Genomic DNA, 18,169 nt, shown 5'->3' on the forward strand with positions numbered 1-18,169 from the left:
ATTTTCTCTTTCTCGCTCCATACCCCTTTTAATGCTATATATTCTCATTAACCCTTTTAACCTTTGAATTAATTTTAGTTATTATGTACTACTTTAATGGCTTTTTTGATCTGTGACAGTTGAGGGTGCGGAATGTGGGCTGTAAGGTCGCGAAAGTCTGAGGAGAGAACCACCTCTGGGTGGGATTTCCCCAAGAATCTAATTCAAGTGGACTCGTTGAGCCAGAAATTCTCAGCAGTGATGCGAGAAGAATCCACGTCCATTTACGGCGTGGGGTATGTCAAACTTTAATCTATTCCCCGGTAGAGATCGGCGATCGCTAACTCTAGGTTAATACTTGGCAGGATTACGCGATCGCCTGTCTCGTAAATAGTCGTTTCCCATGTCCCCAGAGAATTACGACGACGGCATTCCACGCGCTGGATTTCTTGGGAAATTAATACATATTCTTCTAAAGTTTCTATCTGTTGATAATCTTGGAATTTTTCGCCCCTGTCAAAAGCGTTCGTACTGGGGGAAAGCACTTCCGCGATCAGTTTCGGATAGCGTTTCAGATAACGATCTTGGCGATCGCGCGGATCGCAGGTAACAAAAGCATCGGGATAGTAATAAAACTGATCTTGATAGTTAACCTTGACATTACCCGAGTGAAACCGACAGTCTGTAGAGTCGCCGAAATGTTCGTCAATGACTTTGAGAAAATTGAAGGCGATGCGCTCGTGATTATCCGTACCGCCGGCCATCGCATAAACCAAACCACGTCGGTATTCATGACGGATCTGACTCTGGCGCTCGATAGCGAGATATTCTTGGGGACTGATGTAGTTGGGAACTGCGATCATAATCTCTAGGGGAAAGCCTAGTATTAATCATAGTACGAGAATGGCTCTTATCGACTTTGTGTGATCAGTTTAACGATGTAGTAGCGATCGATCTTTGTGTTCTTCGTGTCTTTGTGGTTCCTGACCCAGAGGGCTGATAAACCAGCGCAAGAGGGCAAAATCTTGATAAACTGAGGGGATAACTATTCTAGACCATTCCCATGACCACTCACTTTATTAGTGCCGAAATCGACCTACAGGAAACCCCGCAACAACTGCAGCAAGAAATCGAAAAAGAATTAGCCAAACGCGGTGAACCCTTGCGTTGGGCAATCACAGAAGTGGATACCGAGAATAATCAAGTCAAAGTCGAAGCGATTGTCACCACTGCCTCGTGAATTCCCGTCCCTATACCGCCGTACTAATTATCCCCACCGGCATCGGGGCAGCGATTGGCGGTTATGCTGGGGATGGCATTCCCGTGGCCAGAGCGATCGCTCAAGTTTGTGATCGCCTAATTACCCATCCCAATGTCCTCAACGGCGCACAACTGTACTGGCCCCTAGGCAACACCTACTATGTAGAGGGTTACGCTTTAGATCGTTTTGCCCGGGGGGATTGGGGATTAAGTCCCGTCCATCAAAATCGCATCGGGTTACTATTCGATCGCGCCATTGAATTTGACCTCTTGCAAAGACACCTTCAGGCTGCCGATGCTGTCCGGGCCACCCTAGGCTTAGATCTGACCGATTACGTTATCACCGATGCCCCCTTAAATGTGCAGTTGCGACAGGCAGCCTCCGGGGCTAGTTGGGGAACAATTGGCAATCCTGACAGCTTGCTGCGGGGAGCAGAAAAACTGATTAACCAGGGCCGGGCAGAAGCGATCGCCATTGTTGCCCGTTTTCCCGACGATCCCGATAGCATTGCCCTGGCTAATTATCGCCATGGTCAGGGGGTGGATCCCCTTGCCGGGGCCGAGGCGGTAATTTCCCATCTGGTGGTGCGACAATTCCAAATACCGGCAGCCCACGCCCCCGCTTTAAGTCCGCTGCCCCTCGATCCGCAACTTTCCCCCAAGGCCGCAGCCGAAGAAATCGGTTATACTTTTTTACCCTGCGTTTTGGTGGGTTTGAGTCGCGCCCCCCAATTGGTCAAGCAGCCCAGTCCCGATGCTATTTGGCGCCGGGAGGTGGACGCGCTGATCGTTCCCGCTGGTGCCTGCGGCTCTAGCACAGTTTTAAGTTTTTGTCAAGAAAAAACTGTACTGATTGCTGTGCAGGAAAATAGTACAAGAATGAAGGTGGCCCCAGAACCCCTAGGGTTGAAAGCAATTAGGGTACACTCATATACAGAGGCGATCGGTGCGATCGTTTGTCAACGGGCAGGGGTTAGCCTCCCATCTCTTCGCCCTAATTTAAACTCTTTACGCTGTTTATCCGAGAATCCGTGACTAATTCCCCTAATTCCGAATTTGATCCCCTGACACGCACACAAGTCCTCACCATTATGGCGGTAACGGCGATTATCTTGCTGGTAGTCGCCAAAGTTTGGCAATATTTCGGTGCGATCGCTATTCCCGCCATTCGCTGGACTCTCCCAGATTTCCTGTTCGGATTAGCCTTAGCGGGGGCAATTAGTGGAATTAGTGGGCTTCTCTATCGTTTTTGGTCTAGTTATCGCCATAGTGCTAACTCTTACTTACAATTAGTCATTAAACCTTTAGCTTGGCCCGATTTAATTTGGATTGGATTGCTTCCAGGGTTAAGTGAAGAATTATTATTTCGCGGGGTGATTTTGCCAGCTTTGGGCTTAAATATCTTTGGTTTAACCGTTTCTAGTCTAATTTTTGGCATCCTCCATTTTAGCGGTTCCCAGCAATGGCCCTATGTTATCTGGGCAACTGTTGTCGGTTTTGCCCTCGGTTATACCGTCATCATCACCGGTAATTTATTAATCCCAATTCTCGCCCATATTATCACCAATCTCCTCGCTAGTTTTCTCTGGAAATTACAGAATAGTAATCAGTAATCAGTTATCAGTAATCAGTTATCAGTGGGTAAGTTATCAGTAATCAGTAATCAGTAATCAGTAATCAGTAATCAGTAATCAGTTATCAGTGACTACTCCTGTCTCCTATAAAAAAAATGGAAGTGCAATTTCGCGAATTTAATCCTTTTGATGTCTGGTTTTGGCTGGAATTTTCGACAGTTCCCTCGAATATGGAACAGCAGTATGTAGAAGAAGTTTTTGCCTCTTGGTTTTATTTGGGTAAATTAGGGGCTTTCAATGCCGAAAACCTACAGGTACAGGAGGTGGGAGTCGATATTAGTTATATGGAATACGATCCAGATATGGCCGAAAATGCCTTTATGTCACCGATGCACAATATGACCGATTTTGAATACTTAGGTACTTGGGGACGTTGTTGGTTTGACCTTGGTACTAGCGATCTTATTGCTTTAGATATTTTAATCAATGCCTTGACCCAATTAAGTAAGGATTTTGTCGATATTAAACGTTTAATTATCGGGGGAGAAAATCAAGATTGGCCAATTAGCGATCGCAGTAATTATCTCTTTAGCGAATAATTAGGTTTTACTGAAAAAGTTTCTTGGTGGGGTCAGAATTCTCCGAGTCAGGAGTTTATTTTTATTTATTTATTCTCCCCACACCCCACACCCCACACCCCACACCCCACACCCCACTTCCCACACCCCACTTCCCACACCCCACTTCCCACACCCCACTTAACCACATCTATGCTTAATCTCGTCTCCCTTCCAGAAATTCCCGCCGCCGCTTGGAAACGTCCTCTAGGCAAAGGTTGGGAAAAACCCTACAGCGTCCGCTACGCCAGCAATTTAGATGATGGTCCTTGGCATGGGATGCCTCTGGGGGGATTTGGGGCCGGTTGCATCGGACGTTCCCCCAAAGGTGACTTTAACCTCTGGCATCTGGACGGCGGTGAACACAGTTTTAATAGCCTTCCTGCCTGTCAATTTAGCATTTTTGAACAAACAGAAGACGGAAGCGCCCAAGCCTACGCTATGGCGACGGAAAGCCCGACGGATGGAACTTTATCGCGCTGGTCGTGGTATCCAGCCGAAAAGGGAAACTATTCGGCCCTTTATCCCCGCAGTTGGTACGAGTATAAAAATGTTTTTCAGACTCAATTAATTTGCGAACAATTCTCACCGATTTGGGCGCATAATTATCAAGAAAGTAGTTATCCTATTGCCCTATTTGAATGGACGGCGCATAATCCCACCGATAAACCGATTACTATTAGTATTATGCTGACTTGGCAAAATACAATCGGTTGGTTTACTAACGCAATTAAATCCCCAGTGGTTAAGGTGAGAGATGATGGCAGTCCCGTCTATGAATATCAATCAAAATGGGGGGAAAGTGAGGGCAATTATAATCAATGGATTGTCGATAATTTCCGCGTTGGCTGTCTAATGCGTCGAGATTACGAAAACCCCGGGGAAGGGGATGGACAGATGGCGATTGCCACTATCACTAATCCGAGTCTAGAGGTATTTTATCGGGGTAAATGGAACCCTGCCGGCGATGGGGGCGAAGTTTGGGACTATTTCGCCATGAATGGCTCTTTACCGGATATTGAGGACGAAACCCCCGCCCAAAAAGGGGAAGAAACGGCCACGGCTATGGCGATTCGTTTTACCATTCGTCCGGGGAAAACTCGCAAAATTCCCTTTATTTTAGCTTGGGATTTACCAGTCACCGAATTTGCCCAAGGAATTAACTATTATCGTCGTTATACGGACTTTTTCGGTCGAAATGGTCAAAATGCTTGGGCGATGGTACGCACGGCTTTAAAACACGGCGATACATGGCGAGAAAATATTATTAACTGGCAAAAACCGATCCTAGAACGCAGCGATCTGGCTGATTGGTTTAAAATGGCTTTATTTAACGAATTATACCTCCTAACTGACGGCGGCACTCTCTGGACGGCAGCCACGGAACAGGATGCGATCGGTCAATTCGGAGTGTTAGAATGTATTGATTATCGTTGGTATGAAAGTCTTGATGTGCGTCTCTATGGTTCCTTTGGGTTACTGATGTTATGGCCGCGCTTAGAAAAGGCCGTCATGGAAGCTTTTGCGAGGGCAATTCCCAGCAGTGACGACACTCCTCGGATTATTGGATATAACCAAGCTAGTGCCATTCGTAAGGCCAAAAATGCCACTCCCCACGATTTAGGCGCCCCCAATGAACACCCTTGGCAAAAGAGCAATTACACCAGTTATCAAGATTGTAATCTCTGGAAAGATTTAGGCAGTGATTTTGTTTTATTAGTCTATCGGGATTATTTATTAACGGGGGCTAAAGATGAAGATTTTCTGCGGGAATGTTGGCCGTCAATTGTCCTGACTTTGCAATATTTAAAAACTTTTGACCTTGATAACGATGGGATTCCCGAAAATTCCGGCGCGCCAGACCAAACTTTTGATGATTGGCGTTTACAGGGAATTAGTGCCTATTGCGGTGGTTTGTGGATAGCGGCTCTAGAAGCAACGATTAAAATTGGGGCAATTCTTGGAGAAGATACGGCAATTTTTGCCAGTTGGTTACAGCAATCTCGCGCTATTTATCATCAGACTCTCTGGAATGGAGAATATTATAATTTAGATAGTGGTAGTGGTTCCGATGTGGTGATGACTGACCAATTATGCGGTCAATTTTATGCCCGTTTATTGGGTTTACCGGATGTGGTAGAAAATCAATACACGCAATCAGCTTTAGGTAAGATTTATCAGGCTTGTTTTCTCAAGTTTCATGGGGGAAAATTTGGGGCGGCAAATGGGTTAAAACCCGATGGTACTCCCGAAAATCCCCAGGCAACTCATCCCTTGGAGGTTTGGGTAGGAATTAATTTTGGGTTGGTGGCTTTTTTACTACAAATGGGAATGGAAAAGCAGGGATGGCAAATTACAGAAGCAGTGGTGCGACAAGTTTATGAAAATGGCCTACAATTTCGCACTCCAGAAGCGATTACATCGGTGGGAACTTTTCGCGCTTGTCATTATTTACGCGCCATGGCTATCTGGGCTATCTATGGGATTTTGACGGAATTTCAGGGATAAAACAGGATTATCTCCATCTAACTGGTGATCTGGTTTTACCTGGTAAATCACTCTAATCCTAAATCCGGTTATTAAAAACTGATTATTTATTCTCGGTTTTGCCCTTTGCCTCTCCTGATATGTAGGGTTTGCGGCAAAAAGTAGGGGCGAAGCATTCGGACAATAACCTATCGGTGAAACCGTAGATTTTCTATCCGAATGCTTCGCCCCTACAGGACGCGGGCCGATGAAGACGCAAGGTTTTGAATGACGATTCTCTCAAAATCTTGCACCTGTGGGAGCGAGAAAAGCCACAAAACCCTTACCTTGCCTACATTTCACATTTATTCAGCAAACCCTATGTAGCCTATACTCAAGGGATTTAGTCTAAACGCTGTAGGCTGGGGAAACCTGACTCGATCGATGAGCGTCAGCTATGCCATGAAAAGAACGATTTCCCGGATTGTCTGGATACTTCTCTCCCTAGCAGCGATCGCTCTAGCGGTTTTTCTGTTCAGTCCGCGGCCTGTGGAAGAAGCCAAGGCTGACTACTGGATCATGAGTCGGTTAGCGGTCAATCAACCGGGCTATTTTCCCCTAAAGCAATCCCTCGATCCGCGATGGTATCGCCCGATCGCCCCCTGGATCGGTCGCCTGATTTTGCCAAAACCGGAGGAATATTCGGCGACACCGGGGGAAGATTGGACTTGGTTGCAGGTTTACCAAGCACCGCAGCCAGATTTAGTCGGTCAAAAAGTTCGTTTAGGTTGGCGGCAATCCCCGGCACTGGCTCGATATTTAGGACTGGTTACTAAGGATATTCGCTTCACCCCGGAGGCGATCGAGAGTGAAAAACAGGGAAATATCCTACCAACTCGCTTGAATGGTCGTTCAGGGGTTGGACCACTGCAAGCACTGGCTGGATCGCGACCGCTCGATGATGTGGTGGTCAGCTTTCCCGATGCAGAAATCGGGGAAACGTCATTACAAGTGGAGCGAATGCCCTTGATCGTTACTGGGCGCTTTGTGGCATTGGTGAAAATTATCGGCGAAGCTCCCCCCCGAACCCCCAGCGACATCCCCAAGGTTTGCCCCGGTTCACCCCCCTGTGGCAGCGAACTTTTCCGAGTGCAACACTATAACCGCGACAGTGGACAATTCGACGGCAGCTCGGAAGTAATCCGCATTCCCCAACAACCCTTAGTTTCCGGAGGACGTTTTATCTCGACCCCCCGACAGTTAGCAGCGGCGAGCGAAGGAAAGGAGGGCTGGTATATCTACGGGGCGCGGGGACGGGATAACCTCTTTACCGTTCAAGCAATCAAACCTCGATCGCTGTTTCAACTGCAACCGACGGAAATCCTGACTGGGCTGCGATCGGGTCAAGATTACATCACCCGTGGCACTTGGAACGATACCCCCGCCCGCAAAGGAACCGCTAGTCGGGTAACAGTCCTACCGGAGGGTGAAAAAAAATCGTGGAAAGAGGGCGATAAAGGCATAGGAATTCATCTTTTCGGCGGAATCGGCGGTAAAAAGGGTGAATCAATACAATTGGCAACGGTAACGGGTCATTTTTCCTATTTTCTCTACGAAGTGATTCGGGATGCCCAGACGGGAGAGCTGCAGTGGCAGCTCGATTACGATCAGGTGTATGCACACAATCCCCAGGGGATTTTATCGGGATATCAGAGTTGGGCGAACTATACGGGTAGTTTAGAGCGGGGATGGCTTAATTCCCGACCCCTATCCGATGCGATCGTAAAATTAGACCTCTTGGAGGATTACAACTTTGGCGGGGTTTCTCTGTCCCCCCTGACAGAATTCCACAAGCAGTTAGAGATCATGATGGCTCGCTATCGGATCGGGGACGGGACGGGGGTTTCTAGTGTTACCCCGGCGACTTCCTGCGTCCAGGACTCGAATCAGGCCCTTTATATCACGATCGCTACCCTGCGCCACCAGTTTGAAACCGATCCGCAGATCGCCGCTTGGTTGACAACCCATGCCGATGACCCAGAAACTTTGCGTTTTCAACGTTTGGGACAATTGGGCGATCGTTTGGAACAAGTATTAGCTCCCCGGGGGGTGATCCGGGCTGATTGGCGGCAAAACGCCGAAATTCTCGCCGGTATCACCGATAGTCGCGGAAAAGGCTTGATTCGGGAAAATACACTGGCTAACGCTCTACTAAGCTGGCGATCGATGTTACCGCGAGGCAGCAATGATGTGATCGGTGAGATTTTCTTGCGGTCAGGAGCTACTCTCTGGTTCCTCCGTACTAATCAGGTCGGGGGAGCGATGCCGGAGATTTTACCCCTCGCACCGACCAAGTTATTCGGGGAAATGCCGATGATCGCGCCGATGCTCCGTCGCACCCTGGGAGCGATCGTGCTGCCCCTTACCGGTCGGGATTGGGGGGTGACGGCGATTGGATTGGGATTATACGGTGCGATCGCCCTAACTATCGGTTTCCGGTCGGGTTTTTTACGTTGGCGCTCCCCCGAACGGAGGCCGTTAGAGATACTGAAAATGCTCGTCTTTTGTTTTTTCTCCCCGGCATTGTGGGAGGAATTCGTCTTTCGGGTGCTGTTAATTCCCCATCCCGAAACGGCAACTTCCACTGCTAACCTGATCCTCTCTGCTCTGGTCAGCATCACGCTTTTTACCGTCTATCATCCCCTCAATGCAATTATTTTTTACAAAAAGGGCAATCCGACTTTTTTTCAGCCTATTTTCTTGATTTTAGCGGCTTTATTGGGATTAACTTGCACTGTTGTCTATTGGCTGACCAGTTCTCTCTGGACGATCTCGGTGGTGCATTGGTTGGTGGTGGTGGTTTGGTTGCTGTTTTTGAACGGTCTATCTCGACTGACAAGGCGATCGAAGCGTGGCAGTTTTTAATCTTGTCTCGATCGGACAATACCTTAGCTTACTGCCAAGAACTCTATCAACAGGGAGAGAAAATGGAGAAATGGGCCGATCGAGAATTACAGTATGTAGAGCGGAGTGGAAAAATCGGAGGGAAGATGCGAACAATGGATAGGTTAATGACCGGGAAGTACCGACGACTATCTCAGAAAACGGCAATTTGGGTGGCAACTTTGTGGGGATGCCTCTGTCCAGGATTAGCGATCGCCGGAGTTCCCAATGGAACTTGGCTTTCTCAACCTCAAATTCGGTTTCATTCCTCCACTAACACCCTCGGCCAGGTCATGAAAGACATCCAAAGCCAAAACTATAAGGTGGTCTTCCTGGATTTTCGGGGGGTGTCCGATGAGGTACAGAGGCGGGTGAGTCGGGAGGCGCGAGAGTACAAGTTAATGCCGGTGGTCTGGGTTCAGTCGCCCCAGTATCGTTCCCTGACCCTTGCCGAACTGATCCATGAGGCTCGCCATGGCGATGGGATTCAGATCGATGACCATTTTTTTGCCCATTATTCAGAGGGGGAGTTCCAGTCTCTAGATTTTCAGTACCAGAAACCGATTTTTTGCAGCATTCAGCCATTTCAGGCGGATTTAGTGAAGCGCGGTCGGTGCAATCAGCTTGACGTTCAATGTTATGCCACCGAAAATTTTCAGAACTGTATCGCCCTGGCCCAAAGACTCGGTGCGGTGGTGAGTTTGTCGGAGCAAGATACTTTTAGATATAGAGAGCAACTGGGAGCGCGACCTTTCAACGTTTTTTTATGGCCTTACAACTATCTTCCGCCCACAACAAAAAATCTCTTTCATGCGGTGATTACCTTTCTGGGGGAGCATTATGGGGTGGGAAAGGTGACGGCTAAGATTATTCACCCTAGACCTTTTTAGCTGAAATGATTTATCGAGTATTTGCACAGAACAATTACAGATTAGATAAACCAATTTTCAATCATTAAACCCTTAAAATCTTTAAAATCATCAACATTATTGGTAACTAAACTCAAATTGTTGGTAAAAGCAATAGACGCTATTTGACCATCGACAAAAGTAGGACTCTTACCGACTTTAGACAACCTTGACCTTTAATTGTGCCTACTAAAATAACGTTATTTACATAATCCTCTAAGTCTTGGCGTTTTTTAGACAGAGGAAGTCGAAAACAACCAAATAATAGCTCATGGATAACCAGAGTAGCTGTGGCTATTTCCCGTTTAGATAATCTTAGCTTCGTCATAACCTTCTGATTCGGGTGAGGTCGTTTAGCCTCTGACAAAATATTAGTATCTAGCAAATATTTGAGAGTCATAAACGAACATCTCTCCCCGTTGAATTGTCGCGCAAATTATCAAAAGTATCATCATCAAGACTTGCCAAATCTACTCTTTGCCTAAAATCTTGCAAGGTTGACCAAAAATCATTAACCTCTCTAATTTCCACTAATACCTCTTCATTATCAGGAAAATCAACTTCCTCTAATAACTCAATAGTTTTGCCTTTTTTGATTCCTTTAACTAACATAACATCAACTCCTTCTAAGCTTAACTAGCTACCAGCAAAAATTCTTTCATCAATAAAATTATAGCACTTAATAGAATAATTTACGAGAGAGCCAAAAATATGAGATGCACCCGATAAATAACCACTGAATGGATAGGTTTATGGGGATAGCGTCAATAGAGTCTGGTGGCATAATCTAGCATTCTACAGGGAATATCTTCCTTAGGGTCGGTTTGGAACTTTTTAACACCCTATCCCCAAAAATAACAAAAAGAGTTTTATTCGGGAAAGGGTATATCTAAACTCATTTGTTGTCCTTGGGTTTCCCTTTGTTTTTCGGCAGCTTTCAGGACTTCAAAGGTGAGGATAACATCGAGACGTTTTTTCTGTTCAAGGATTTCTTGTACTGTCACAATCTCAATTTTATCGACACTTTGACTCATATAACGACCGCGATAAATTCCCGCAGATTTGGCTGTTTGGATCATATCTTTGCTGGGGGGTTTCAAGGTGATAAATATACCCAGGGCTGCCCCTTGTAGTGTCATGGTTCCCTGTAGATCTCTGATGTCTCCCGATTTGACATTACCGGATTTTACTTGAAAAATAATTTTCTCCCGATTGTCTTTATCTCCCTGAAAATAGGCAATGGCATCGATTCCTTTATCTGCCCCTTTTTTGTCATTAATCACAGCCCGGTTATTACTATAGGTTAAAACCGCCCATTTCTCAAATTCTTTGCGGGTACGATCATCGGGTTTAGTGGCTAATGCTTTGGCTGATTCTAGATCTTTGGGAATACCATTTAGTTCAATTTTATCTAAAAAATTTTTACCAAAGGAGTCCTCTAGTCGCTTTAACATTAAGCTAATACTCTGATAGGTTATATCAATTCCAATCCAGTTTCTCTCTAATCTCTCTGCTACAGCGATAGTCGTTCCACACCCACAATAGGCATCTAAAATTACATCTCCTTTATTACTACTTGCTTTGATTATTCTTTCTAACAATGCCTCCGGTTTTTGCGTGGGATATCCTAACCTTTCTTTTGCTGTATTAGTTAAGATAGGTATTGTCCACCAATCAAAAGGAATCCGTCCCAATTCATGTTTTCTTTGATATGCTTTACCTTTAATAATTTTATGTTCAACTTTTTCAGGAGAAGAATAAGGTTCTCTTACTAAATCAACATTAAAAATAACACTATTACTTGATTTAGAATAGTAAAAAATTACGTCATGTTTTTTAGAAAAATGATTTTTACTAGCACCTCCTGAACCATAACACCAAACTATCTCATTTTTAAAATCACCCCCCTGAGAACAAAAAACAGTATCTAAAACTATTTTTAAATAATGACTAGCAGTAGGATCGCAGTGGAGATAAAAGCTACCGGTAGATTTTAAAACTCGATGGATTTCCACGATCCTCAGAGTCATACTCACCAGATAAGCGAGAAGACTGCCTTTACCTAAAACTTTAGTTAAACCGTCAATTAAATCGATAGTCTGACTGGTAAATTTACCCTGATAGTTGCTTTGAATTTCTTCTAAAGCTTCGTTAGCGTGATTATCCCATGTCCAGGTATCTACAAACGCTTGTGCTTGTGCTTGATCTTCCTTACCTAAGTTGTTATAAATTTGGTTGTAATTGCGTTTAGAATTAAAGGGTGGATCGATATAACAAAGATCGATCGATTCATCTTTGATATATTTCCGCAGCACTTCTAGGTTATCACCGTAGTATAGTTTATTGACCATAGAGATTAAGGGGATTGACTGCATTCTCAATTGTATTATTATTCCCCCTTAAAGAGGACGAATACAATTCACCCCTACAATAATATGATTGTAGGGGCGCATCGTGGTCTGTGAGTTGATCGAACTGTGTGCGCTCAAAATTTAATTTTCTTAAGTCTATCTTGCCTGAAAATGAGGGGGTCGCAGGCAGGCACGGATTCCCATTATATAAATAAGTATATGTCAAGTGCTGGGATTTTGTCAAGAGGAATTATACTAAATCCGTTGAGTAACCCACAGAAAACGGGTTTCTCCGAGAAACCCGTTTTCTACTCATGCACTCATGCAAAAAGAAGCGCATCGTGGTCAGTGAGTTGCTCGAACTGCCTGCGCTCAAAATTTAATTTTCTTAAGTCTATCTAGCAATCCCCAACTAATCAAGGATTACTCAGGATACTGACCCGGACTTTTTCGCCATTTTGCAAAGGTTTACTACTATTAACGACGAAACGCTCCCCCGGTTCAAGTCCGGTGATAATTTCTACTTGACCGTCGAGCGCTTGACCGAGACGAACGGGACGTTTTTGCACTTGTGAGTTAGACTCGGAAAGGACAAAAATGGCTGGGGATTCCCCCTGACTGACAATTGCTGTTTCGGGGACAATCACCTGCGCGGCAGAATTATTATTAAACCGCACCCGGGCCAATAATCCCCCTTTAATTAAACCATCCCCATTGGGTAGAGTAATCTCCACGGGAATCCGCCGGGCCGTGCCTTGGCTGAGGGGAAAAATCCTGTTGATGCGACCGGAAAAATTTCTCTCACCGAAAGCATCAAGGCTGACATTAACCGTTTGTCCTAAATTAATTGTTTTTAAATCCAATTCTGATAATAATACTACTACCTTGACCTGTTGAAAATCACCAATTTTGAGGACTTCATCGCCGATACTGACTAAATCCCCCGGCTCTTTCAGTTTTTCGATAACTATCCCCGTCGCCGGTGATTTAAGAATAGCGTAGGCCTGACGTTGTTGTTCCTGAGCGATGACCGATTTTTGGGCGGCAATTCTGCCGATAATTGCCGCCACCACCTGTTCCTCGACTTTAATTCTCGATCTCGCGCTATTAACGGCTTTTAAAGCTACTGCAGCTGTAGTTTGGGCTGTTTCGCCCTGTTGCAGGGGAATCGCTCCTTCTAGGGCTAATTTTTGCAGACGCTCGCCATCATTTTTGGCCTGTTGGTATTGTAGTTGTAGGCGCTCCACTTCAATTTCAGCGTTACTGACTTCAATTCTCGCCCGGGCCAATTCCGCTTCTAGGGCTGACAGGGCGGCTTTTTCTTGCCGGACAACGGTGGCGAGGAGACGATCATCAACATGAGCGAGGATTTGTCCTAATTGCACCTCATCTCCCACATCGACGACGAGATTAAGTAACTGACCAGTGGCTTGCGATCGCAGAGAAACCACTTTCAAAGGTCGGGTAGTTCCCGTGTAATCGAGATTGCGTCCGATGGTTGCCAGTTTAGCGGTGGTGACGTTGACGGTAGTAGTACGGGCCGCTGGTGGCGGTGGTTGGGTTTCGGTCCTGGGAGAACAACTCGCGCTTAAGGATAAGATAACCAGAGCGGAAAGGATAATCGGAGTCGATCCCATGGCGATAATCTTGGTAGAAAGCTGCTTTTGAGTCGATGGTCGCTTATTCTTCGTCCCAAGCTTCTACCGCTACCACTTCGCTGAGAGGGTCTTGCATGGAGAAACCGAAATCGAGCAGCTCCTGCTTCCAGTATGCCCACTCATCTCCGTATAAAAGAGCCAGTTTCCAGATACTATCGCTAGGTTTGACTACTTTTGCATCTATCCACTTGCTAGCCTTGCGTTGAAACTTCACCATCGGGTGAGCTACAGCTTGTTTGGTCATAAATTCAATTGCTATGAATACTTCAGATTTTGCGCTTCCCGACTAAACTAACTCAAGACTAAGACTTTTGCCATTACAAAGGAGCGAGAAGCGCGTTTATTAACTTATTTGTACACCAGATCTCTGGTTTTAGGCAAGTCTTTTTAACCAAAAGTACGGTAATTACTACTATAGATTAGTATAACCGGAGGCCACAATCATGGAACCGATGCCTCGATCGGTGAAAATTTCCAGTAAAAGGGCGTGGGGAAGACGACCATCGATAATATGAGCGGCCTGAACTCCCTGAGCCAGCGATCGCACACAGCAGCCAACTTTGGGAATCATCCCGCCGGCAACGATACCTTTTTGAATCAACTCCCGGGCCTGTTGGATATCCAATTTAGCCAATAAAGTGGAAGGATCCTTGTAATTCTCTAAAATTCCGGCTGTATCGGTCATCAAGATCAGTTTAGCCGCCCCTAAAGCCGCCGCTATTTCTCCGGCTACCGTATCGGCATTGATATTATGAGCTTGGCCGGTTTCATCGGCGGCCACACTGGAAATCACGGGAATATAGCCACTATTGACCAAGGATTCGACAACGCTAGTATCGACACCGCTGACTTCTCCCACAAAACCAATGCCCTCTTTCCCCACGGGACGAGCAGTGATCAGATTGCCATCCTTACCGCATAATCCTACCGCTCTACCACCAGCTTGATTGATCAGGGCAACAATTTCTTTATTGACCCGTCCGACTAGCACCATTTCCACCACATCCATGGTGGCAGCATCGGTGACGCGTAAACCGTCTTTAAATTGGGGTTCAATGCCTAATTTATCCAGCCAACTATTGATTTCTGGACCGCCGCCGTGGACAATAACGGGACGAACCCCCACACAGGCGAGAAAAACGATATCTCGCATGACCGTGTCTTTGATATCGCTGTTATTCATGGCCGCGCCACCGTATTTAACCACTACGGTGCGACCGCGAAATTCTTGTATATAGGGTAGGGCTTCGCTGAGGATTTTCACCCGTTGGGTATCGTTTTCGTGGATGTTATTGTTCATGGGTTTTTTTACTCGTCTGATTCAGTGATCAGTTTAGCGGTTTCAGGTTTGACAAAAACTGTTCACCTTGAACGGATTTCTAGAAAGTCTTAGAGTTGCCGAATTTTTCGACGCAACGGACAAAAATCTCGACTCCCATGGTTAACACCGATTCATCAAAATCAAAACGGGGATGATGGTGGGGATAGGCTAATCCTAATTCGGGATTGGCGGATCCCAAGAAGAAATAACAGCCCGGTACTTCCTGTAAAAAGAAGGACATATCTTCCCCTCCCAGGGTTTGACATTCGGGAACGATTCCGGCTGGGGTTTCCACCACTTGTGCGGCGATGGAGCGCACTAATTCCGCCATCTGATCATGATTGATTACCGGGGGATACAATTGCCAGTAATCGAATTGATAACTAGCCCCCTGACTTTGACAGATGCCCGCGATGATTTCTTCCATCCGTTGTCGGAAATAGCCCCCTAACTGGGGATTGAAATAGCGCACCGTCCCACTGAGATTAGCACTATCGGCGATCACGTTTCTAGCGGTTCCCGCCGCTAATTTACCCACAGTCACCACGGCGGCATCGAGGGGGTTAAGGTTGCGGGCGACGATGGTTTGCAAGGCGTTGACGATTTGGGCCGCCACCAGTAGTGAATCGACGGTTTGATGGGGAATTGCCCCGTGGCCGCCCCGGCCTTGAATCTGGAGATCGAAACATTCCACCGCCGCCATTAAGGCCCCATTTTTTACGCCCACTGTCCCTAAAGGCAGATTATTCCAGAGGTGTAGCCCGATAATTCCCTCCACGTCGGGATTTTTCAGCACTCCCGCTTCGATCATCGGTTTCGCCCCCCCCGGCCCCTCTTCGGCGGGTTGGAAAATAATTTTTACTATCCCCTTGACATCGTGACGGTTTTGTGCTAGGTAAACTGCTGTGCCGAGGGCGATCGCTGTGTGGCCATCGTGACCACAGGCGTGCATTTGGCCCGGATGTTGGGAACGATAGGGGACTTGGTTTTCTTCGGCGATCGGTAGTGCATCCATATCGGCCCGCAGGGCTAAAACTGGCCCCGGTTGACTGCCTGCGATGGTGGCGACAATTCCGGTGCCGGCGATGCCGGTTTGATGGTCAATTCCGTATTTAGTCAGGGTTTGACTGATTAAGGAGGCGGTGAGATGTTCTTGAAAGCCTAGTTCTGGTTTTTGGTGTATTTGTCGGCGCCAGTGGACTAATTGCGGCTGTAGAGAACGAATAGCAAGGCGAATTTGAGGGCAATTTAAGCTATTGGGGACAGGAAAGGAGGAAATCATCGGGTTCGGACGGCTAGTTTTTTTGATCACTGGTTTCTAGTTTAACTTCAGGAGCCACAGGAGGCAGGAGGCAGGAGGCAGGAGGCAGGAGACAGCTTTGTTCTCCCCACACCCCACACCCCACACCCCACACCCCACACCCCACACCCCACACCCTTCTTTACAAAACTTCATCGTATTTGAGGGCTGGAAAGGGCGATCCTTGGGTAATAGGGGAAGGGAAATCGGGAAAATATTAAAAAAAACTTAAAATTTTTATCTTGCTGCCCTTTATACCCTTAAAGCCTTGCTGTCTTTGATTTCCCGACAGTGAGAGGCTTTGAGCCATGTCAGGAATTGATGACCAACTCGATCGAGTTATTGTTAAGTGGCCGTTACAAAAAGACAGCAAAAAACTTAATAATTTGTAACAAACAAAGTTTCGACAGCAGTGTATAAATTTAACTTGAGGGGCCAAGATAACAGACAAAAGTTAAGCTGGATACTTGTTTAACCTCCCTAGGTGATTTATGAGAGAGCCGTGAAGTTTTTTCAGGTTTCTTAAAGTAAATCGCAACAATCACGGTCAAGGCTCGTCCAGACTCACCGTGAAATCCCTTAAGAGGGAAAATTTTAATTGCAAGCAAATCCCATTTAAATTTAGGAGATTGTGACAATGTTTGACGCATTCACCCGGGTAGTATCCCAAGCTGATGCTCGTGGCGAATATTTAAGCTCTTCGCAACTAGACGCTCTCAGCGCCATGGTTGCCGACAGCAACAAACGGATGGACTCTGTTAACCGGATCACCAGTAACGCTTCCACCATCGTTGCCAACGCCGCTCGTAGCCTGTTCGCTGAACAGCCCCAACTGATCACCCCCGGTGGTAATGCCTACACCAGCCGTCGTATGGCCGCTTGCCTACGCGACATGGAAATCATCTTGCGTTATGTTACCTACGCTACCTTCTCTGGCGACGGCAGTGTTCTCGACGATCGTTGCTTAAATGGTCTTCGCGAAACCTATGTAGCTTTAGGAGTACCAGGAGCTTCCGTAGCTGCTGGCGTAAGCAAAATGAAAGAAGCTGCTTTGTCCATCGCTAACGATCGCAACGGTGTCACCCCCGGCGATTGCAGTGCTTTAATGTCTGAAATTGCCAGCTACTTCGACCGCGCCGCCGCTGCTGTCGCCTAGTCCCCAGGGCTAGTCTTAATTAAACCGTAGGAAACTTATTGCAAGATTATTGGGAGATACCAAACAATGAAAACCCCCCTTACCGAAGCCGTAGCAGCCGCTGATTCTCAAGGTCGTTTCTTAAGCAGCACCGAAATCCAAGTTGCTTTCGGTCGTTTTCGTCAAGCTTCTGCCAGCCTCACCGCCGCTAAAGCGTTGACCGAAAAAGCCAGTTCTTTGATCTCTGGCGCTGCTCAAGCTGTGTACAACAAGTACCCCTACACCACCCAAATGCAAGGGGCTAACTTTGCGGCGGACCAACGCGGTAAAGAAAAATGCGCTCGTGACATCGGTTACTACCTCCGCATGGTGACCTACTGCTTAGTTGCTGGTGGAACCGGTCCGATGGACGAGTACCTCATCGCTGGTATCGACGAAATCAACCGCACCTTCGACCTGTCTCCTAGCTGGTACATCGAAGCTCTCAAATACATCAAAGCCAACCATGGTTTAAGTGGCGACCCTGCGGTAGAAGCCAACTCCTATATCGACTACGCTATCAACGCTCTCAGCTAGTCCAATCGAAAAAACTGCTGGTCTGGAAAGACAGGAGGTTGTTAGCAAAAGGGTTAGCAATCACCTGTTCTTCCAGACCTT

18 protein-coding genes and 1 pseudogene are annotated in these 18,169 nt (G+C 46.6%); 11 read left to right on the plus strand and 8 right to left on the minus strand.

Features of this window, described 5'->3' with window-relative positions; all coding sequences use genetic code 11:
- Nucleotides 1-287: 287 nt before the first annotated feature.
- Nucleotides 288-842, minus strand: coding sequence for a Uma2 family endonuclease (locus tag IM485_RS01165; protein ID WP_287740679.1), 555 nt, complete (start codon nucleotides 840-842; stop codon nucleotides 288-290).
- 200 nt (nucleotides 843-1,042) lie between these two features.
- Here IM485_RS01165 and IM485_RS01170 point away from each other — a divergent pair, with 200 nt between their 5' ends.
- The 8 genes from IM485_RS01170 to IM485_RS01205 all read left to right on the plus strand — a co-directional run bounded on the left by IM485_RS01170 (nucleotide 1,043) and on the right by IM485_RS01205 (nucleotide 9,729).
- The gene (locus IM485_RS01170; RefSeq protein WP_002734354.1) at nucleotides 1,043-1,219 is read left to right on the plus strand and encodes a DUF8621 family protein; all 177 of its coding nucleotides are present in this window, start codon (nucleotides 1,043-1,045) and stop codon (nucleotides 1,217-1,219) included.
- Complete coding sequence (locus tag IM485_RS01175) at nucleotides 1,216-2,274, plus strand: DUF3326 domain-containing protein (protein WP_104395382.1); 1,059 nt, start codon at nucleotides 1,216-1,218, stop codon at nucleotides 2,272-2,274. Before IM485_RS01170 ends, IM485_RS01175 begins: the two co-directional genes overlap by 4 nt.
- Nucleotides 2,271-2,852 (plus strand): CPBP family intramembrane glutamic endopeptidase, encoded by a 582-nt coding sequence (locus tag IM485_RS01180; protein ID WP_287740684.1) that lies wholly within the window; start codon nucleotides 2,271-2,273, stop codon nucleotides 2,850-2,852. The genes IM485_RS01175 and IM485_RS01180 overlap by 4 nt, the downstream gene beginning before the upstream one ends.
- A 116-nt stretch (nucleotides 2,853-2,968) precedes the next feature.
- Nucleotides 2,969-3,412: a DUF3531 family protein gene (locus IM485_RS01185; protein WP_079206944.1), complete on the plus strand. Its 444-nt coding sequence runs from the start codon at nucleotides 2,969-2,971 to the stop codon at nucleotides 3,410-3,412.
- Between the two features lie 23 nt (nucleotides 3,413-3,435).
- Nucleotides 3,436-3,591: a hypothetical protein gene (locus IM485_RS01190; RefSeq protein WP_287740768.1), complete on the plus strand. Its 156-nt coding sequence runs from the start codon at nucleotides 3,436-3,438 to the stop codon at nucleotides 3,589-3,591.
- A complete protein-coding gene (locus tag IM485_RS01195; RefSeq protein WP_287740687.1) occupies nucleotides 3,584-5,938 on the plus strand; it encodes a GH116 family glycosyl hydrolase in 2,355 nt (784 codons plus the stop codon). The genes IM485_RS01190 and IM485_RS01195 overlap by 8 nt, the downstream gene beginning before the upstream one ends.
- A gap of 402 nt (nucleotides 5,939-6,340) precedes the next feature.
- Nucleotides 6,341-8,821 (plus strand): CPBP family glutamic-type intramembrane protease, encoded by a 2,481-nt coding sequence (locus IM485_RS01200; protein ID WP_287740690.1) that lies wholly within the window; start codon nucleotides 6,341-6,343, stop codon nucleotides 8,819-8,821.
- A gap of 62 nt (nucleotides 8,822-8,883) precedes the next feature.
- Nucleotides 8,884-9,729 (plus strand): hypothetical protein, encoded by an 846-nt coding sequence (locus IM485_RS01205; protein WP_287740765.1) that lies wholly within the window; start codon nucleotides 8,884-8,886, stop codon nucleotides 9,727-9,729.
- Nucleotides 9,730-9,770: 41 nt separating this feature from the next.
- Here IM485_RS01205 and IM485_RS01210 read toward each other — a convergent pair.
- From IM485_RS01210 to IM485_RS01240, 7 genes and pseudogenes are all read right to left on the minus strand, one after another.
- A pseudogene (locus IM485_RS01210) lies at nucleotides 9,771-10,147 on the minus strand (type II toxin-antitoxin system VapC family toxin).
- Entirely contained in the window at nucleotides 10,144-10,359 is a 216-nt protein-coding gene (locus tag IM485_RS01215) for a hypothetical protein (RefSeq protein ID WP_016515691.1), read from the minus strand. The pseudogene IM485_RS01210 and the gene IM485_RS01215 overlap by 4 nt, the downstream one beginning before the upstream one ends.
- Nucleotides 10,360-10,616: 257 nt before the next feature.
- The gene (locus IM485_RS01220; protein WP_287740695.1) at nucleotides 10,617-12,098 is read right to left on the minus strand and encodes a DNA methyltransferase; all 1,482 of its coding nucleotides are present in this window, start codon (nucleotides 12,096-12,098) and stop codon (nucleotides 10,617-10,619) included.
- Between the two features lie 416 nt (nucleotides 12,099-12,514).
- A complete protein-coding gene (locus tag IM485_RS01225; RefSeq protein WP_104395386.1) occupies nucleotides 12,515-13,735 on the minus strand; it encodes an efflux RND transporter periplasmic adaptor subunit in 1,221 nt (406 codons plus the stop codon).
- A 43-nt stretch (nucleotides 13,736-13,778) separates the two neighbouring features.
- Nucleotides 13,779-14,000, minus strand: coding sequence for a DUF4327 family protein (locus IM485_RS01230; protein ID WP_002737463.1), 222 nt, complete (start codon nucleotides 13,998-14,000; stop codon nucleotides 13,779-13,781).
- Between the two features lie 168 nt (nucleotides 14,001-14,168).
- The gene (gene argB / locus IM485_RS01235; RefSeq protein ID WP_104395387.1) at nucleotides 14,169-15,056 is read right to left on the minus strand and encodes an acetylglutamate kinase; all 888 of its coding nucleotides are present in this window, start codon (nucleotides 15,054-15,056) and stop codon (nucleotides 14,169-14,171) included.
- A gap of 79 nt (nucleotides 15,057-15,135) precedes the next feature.
- Entirely contained in the window at nucleotides 15,136-16,359 is a 1,224-nt protein-coding gene (locus tag IM485_RS01240; RefSeq protein ID WP_287740700.1) for a M20 family metallopeptidase, read from the minus strand.
- A 97-nt stretch (nucleotides 16,360-16,456) separates the two neighbouring features.
- On the opposite strand from IM485_RS01240, the gene IM485_RS01245 reads away from it, so the two are divergent.
- The 3 genes from IM485_RS01245 to cpcA all read left to right on the plus strand — a co-directional run bounded on the left by IM485_RS01245 (nucleotide 16,457) and on the right by cpcA (nucleotide 18,088).
- On the plus strand, nucleotides 16,457-16,609 hold the full coding sequence (locus IM485_RS01245; RefSeq protein ID WP_287740703.1) for a hypothetical protein: 153 nt from the start codon (nucleotides 16,457-16,459) through the stop codon (nucleotides 16,607-16,609).
- Nucleotides 16,610-17,014: 405 nt separating this feature from the next.
- Nucleotides 17,015-17,533: a C-phycocyanin subunit beta gene (cpcB, locus tag IM485_RS01250; RefSeq protein WP_002771747.1), complete on the plus strand. Its 519-nt coding sequence runs from the start codon at nucleotides 17,015-17,017 to the stop codon at nucleotides 17,531-17,533.
- 66 nt (nucleotides 17,534-17,599) lie between these two features.
- Nucleotides 17,600-18,088 (plus strand): C-phycocyanin subunit alpha, encoded by a 489-nt coding sequence (gene cpcA, locus IM485_RS01255; RefSeq protein ID WP_004268966.1) that lies wholly within the window; start codon nucleotides 17,600-17,602, stop codon nucleotides 18,086-18,088.
- Nucleotides 18,089-18,169 lie beyond the last annotated feature (81 nt).

The organism is Microcystis sp. M169S2 (assembly GCF_020245865.1).
Classification (GTDB): Bacteria; Cyanobacteriota; Cyanobacteriia; order Cyanobacteriales; family Microcystaceae; genus Microcystis; species Microcystis ichthyoblabe_A.

Coding starts and splice junctions, on each gene's coding strand:
- IM485_RS01195 (WP_287740687.1), top strand. CDS start 3,584: ATGCTTAATCTCGTCTCCCTTCCAGAAATTCCCGCCGCCGCTTGGAAA.
- IM485_RS01220 (WP_287740695.1), bottom strand. CDS start 12,098: ATGGTCAATAAACTATACTACGGTGATAACCTAGAAGTGCTGCGGAAA.
- IM485_RS01205 (WP_287740765.1), top strand. CDS start 8,884: ATGGAGAAATGGGCCGATCGAGAATTACAGTATGTAGAGCGGAGTGGA.
- IM485_RS01200 (WP_287740690.1), top strand. CDS start 6,341: ATGAGCGTCAGCTATGCCATGAAAAGAACGATTTCCCGGATTGTCTGG.
- IM485_RS01215 (WP_016515691.1), bottom strand. CDS start 10,359: ATGTTAGTTAAAGGAATCAAAAAAGGCAAAACTATTGAGTTATTAGAG.
- IM485_RS01165 (WP_287740679.1), bottom strand. CDS start 842: ATGATCGCAGTTCCCAACTACATCAGTCCCCAAGAATATCTCGCTATC.
- IM485_RS01225 (WP_104395386.1), bottom strand. CDS start 13,735: ATGGGATCGACTCCGATTATCCTTTCCGCTCTGGTTATCTTATCCTTA.
- argB (WP_104395387.1), bottom strand. CDS start 15,056: ATGAACAATAACATCCACGAAAACGATACCCAACGGGTGAAAATCCTC.
- IM485_RS01230 (WP_002737463.1), bottom strand. CDS start 14,000: ATGACCAAACAAGCTGTAGCTCACCCGATGGTGAAGTTTCAACGCAAG.
- IM485_RS01185 (WP_079206944.1), top strand. CDS start 2,969: ATGGAAGTGCAATTTCGCGAATTTAATCCTTTTGATGTCTGGTTTTGG.
- IM485_RS01170 (WP_002734354.1), top strand. CDS start 1,043: ATGACCACTCACTTTATTAGTGCCGAAATCGACCTACAGGAAACCCCG.
- cpcA (WP_004268966.1), top strand. CDS start 17,600: ATGAAAACCCCCCTTACCGAAGCCGTAGCAGCCGCTGATTCTCAAGGT.
- IM485_RS01240 (WP_287740700.1), bottom strand. CDS start 16,359: ATGATTTCCTCCTTTCCTGTCCCCAATAGCTTAAATTGCCCTCAAATT.
- cpcB (WP_002771747.1), top strand. CDS start 17,015: ATGTTTGACGCATTCACCCGGGTAGTATCCCAAGCTGATGCTCGTGGC.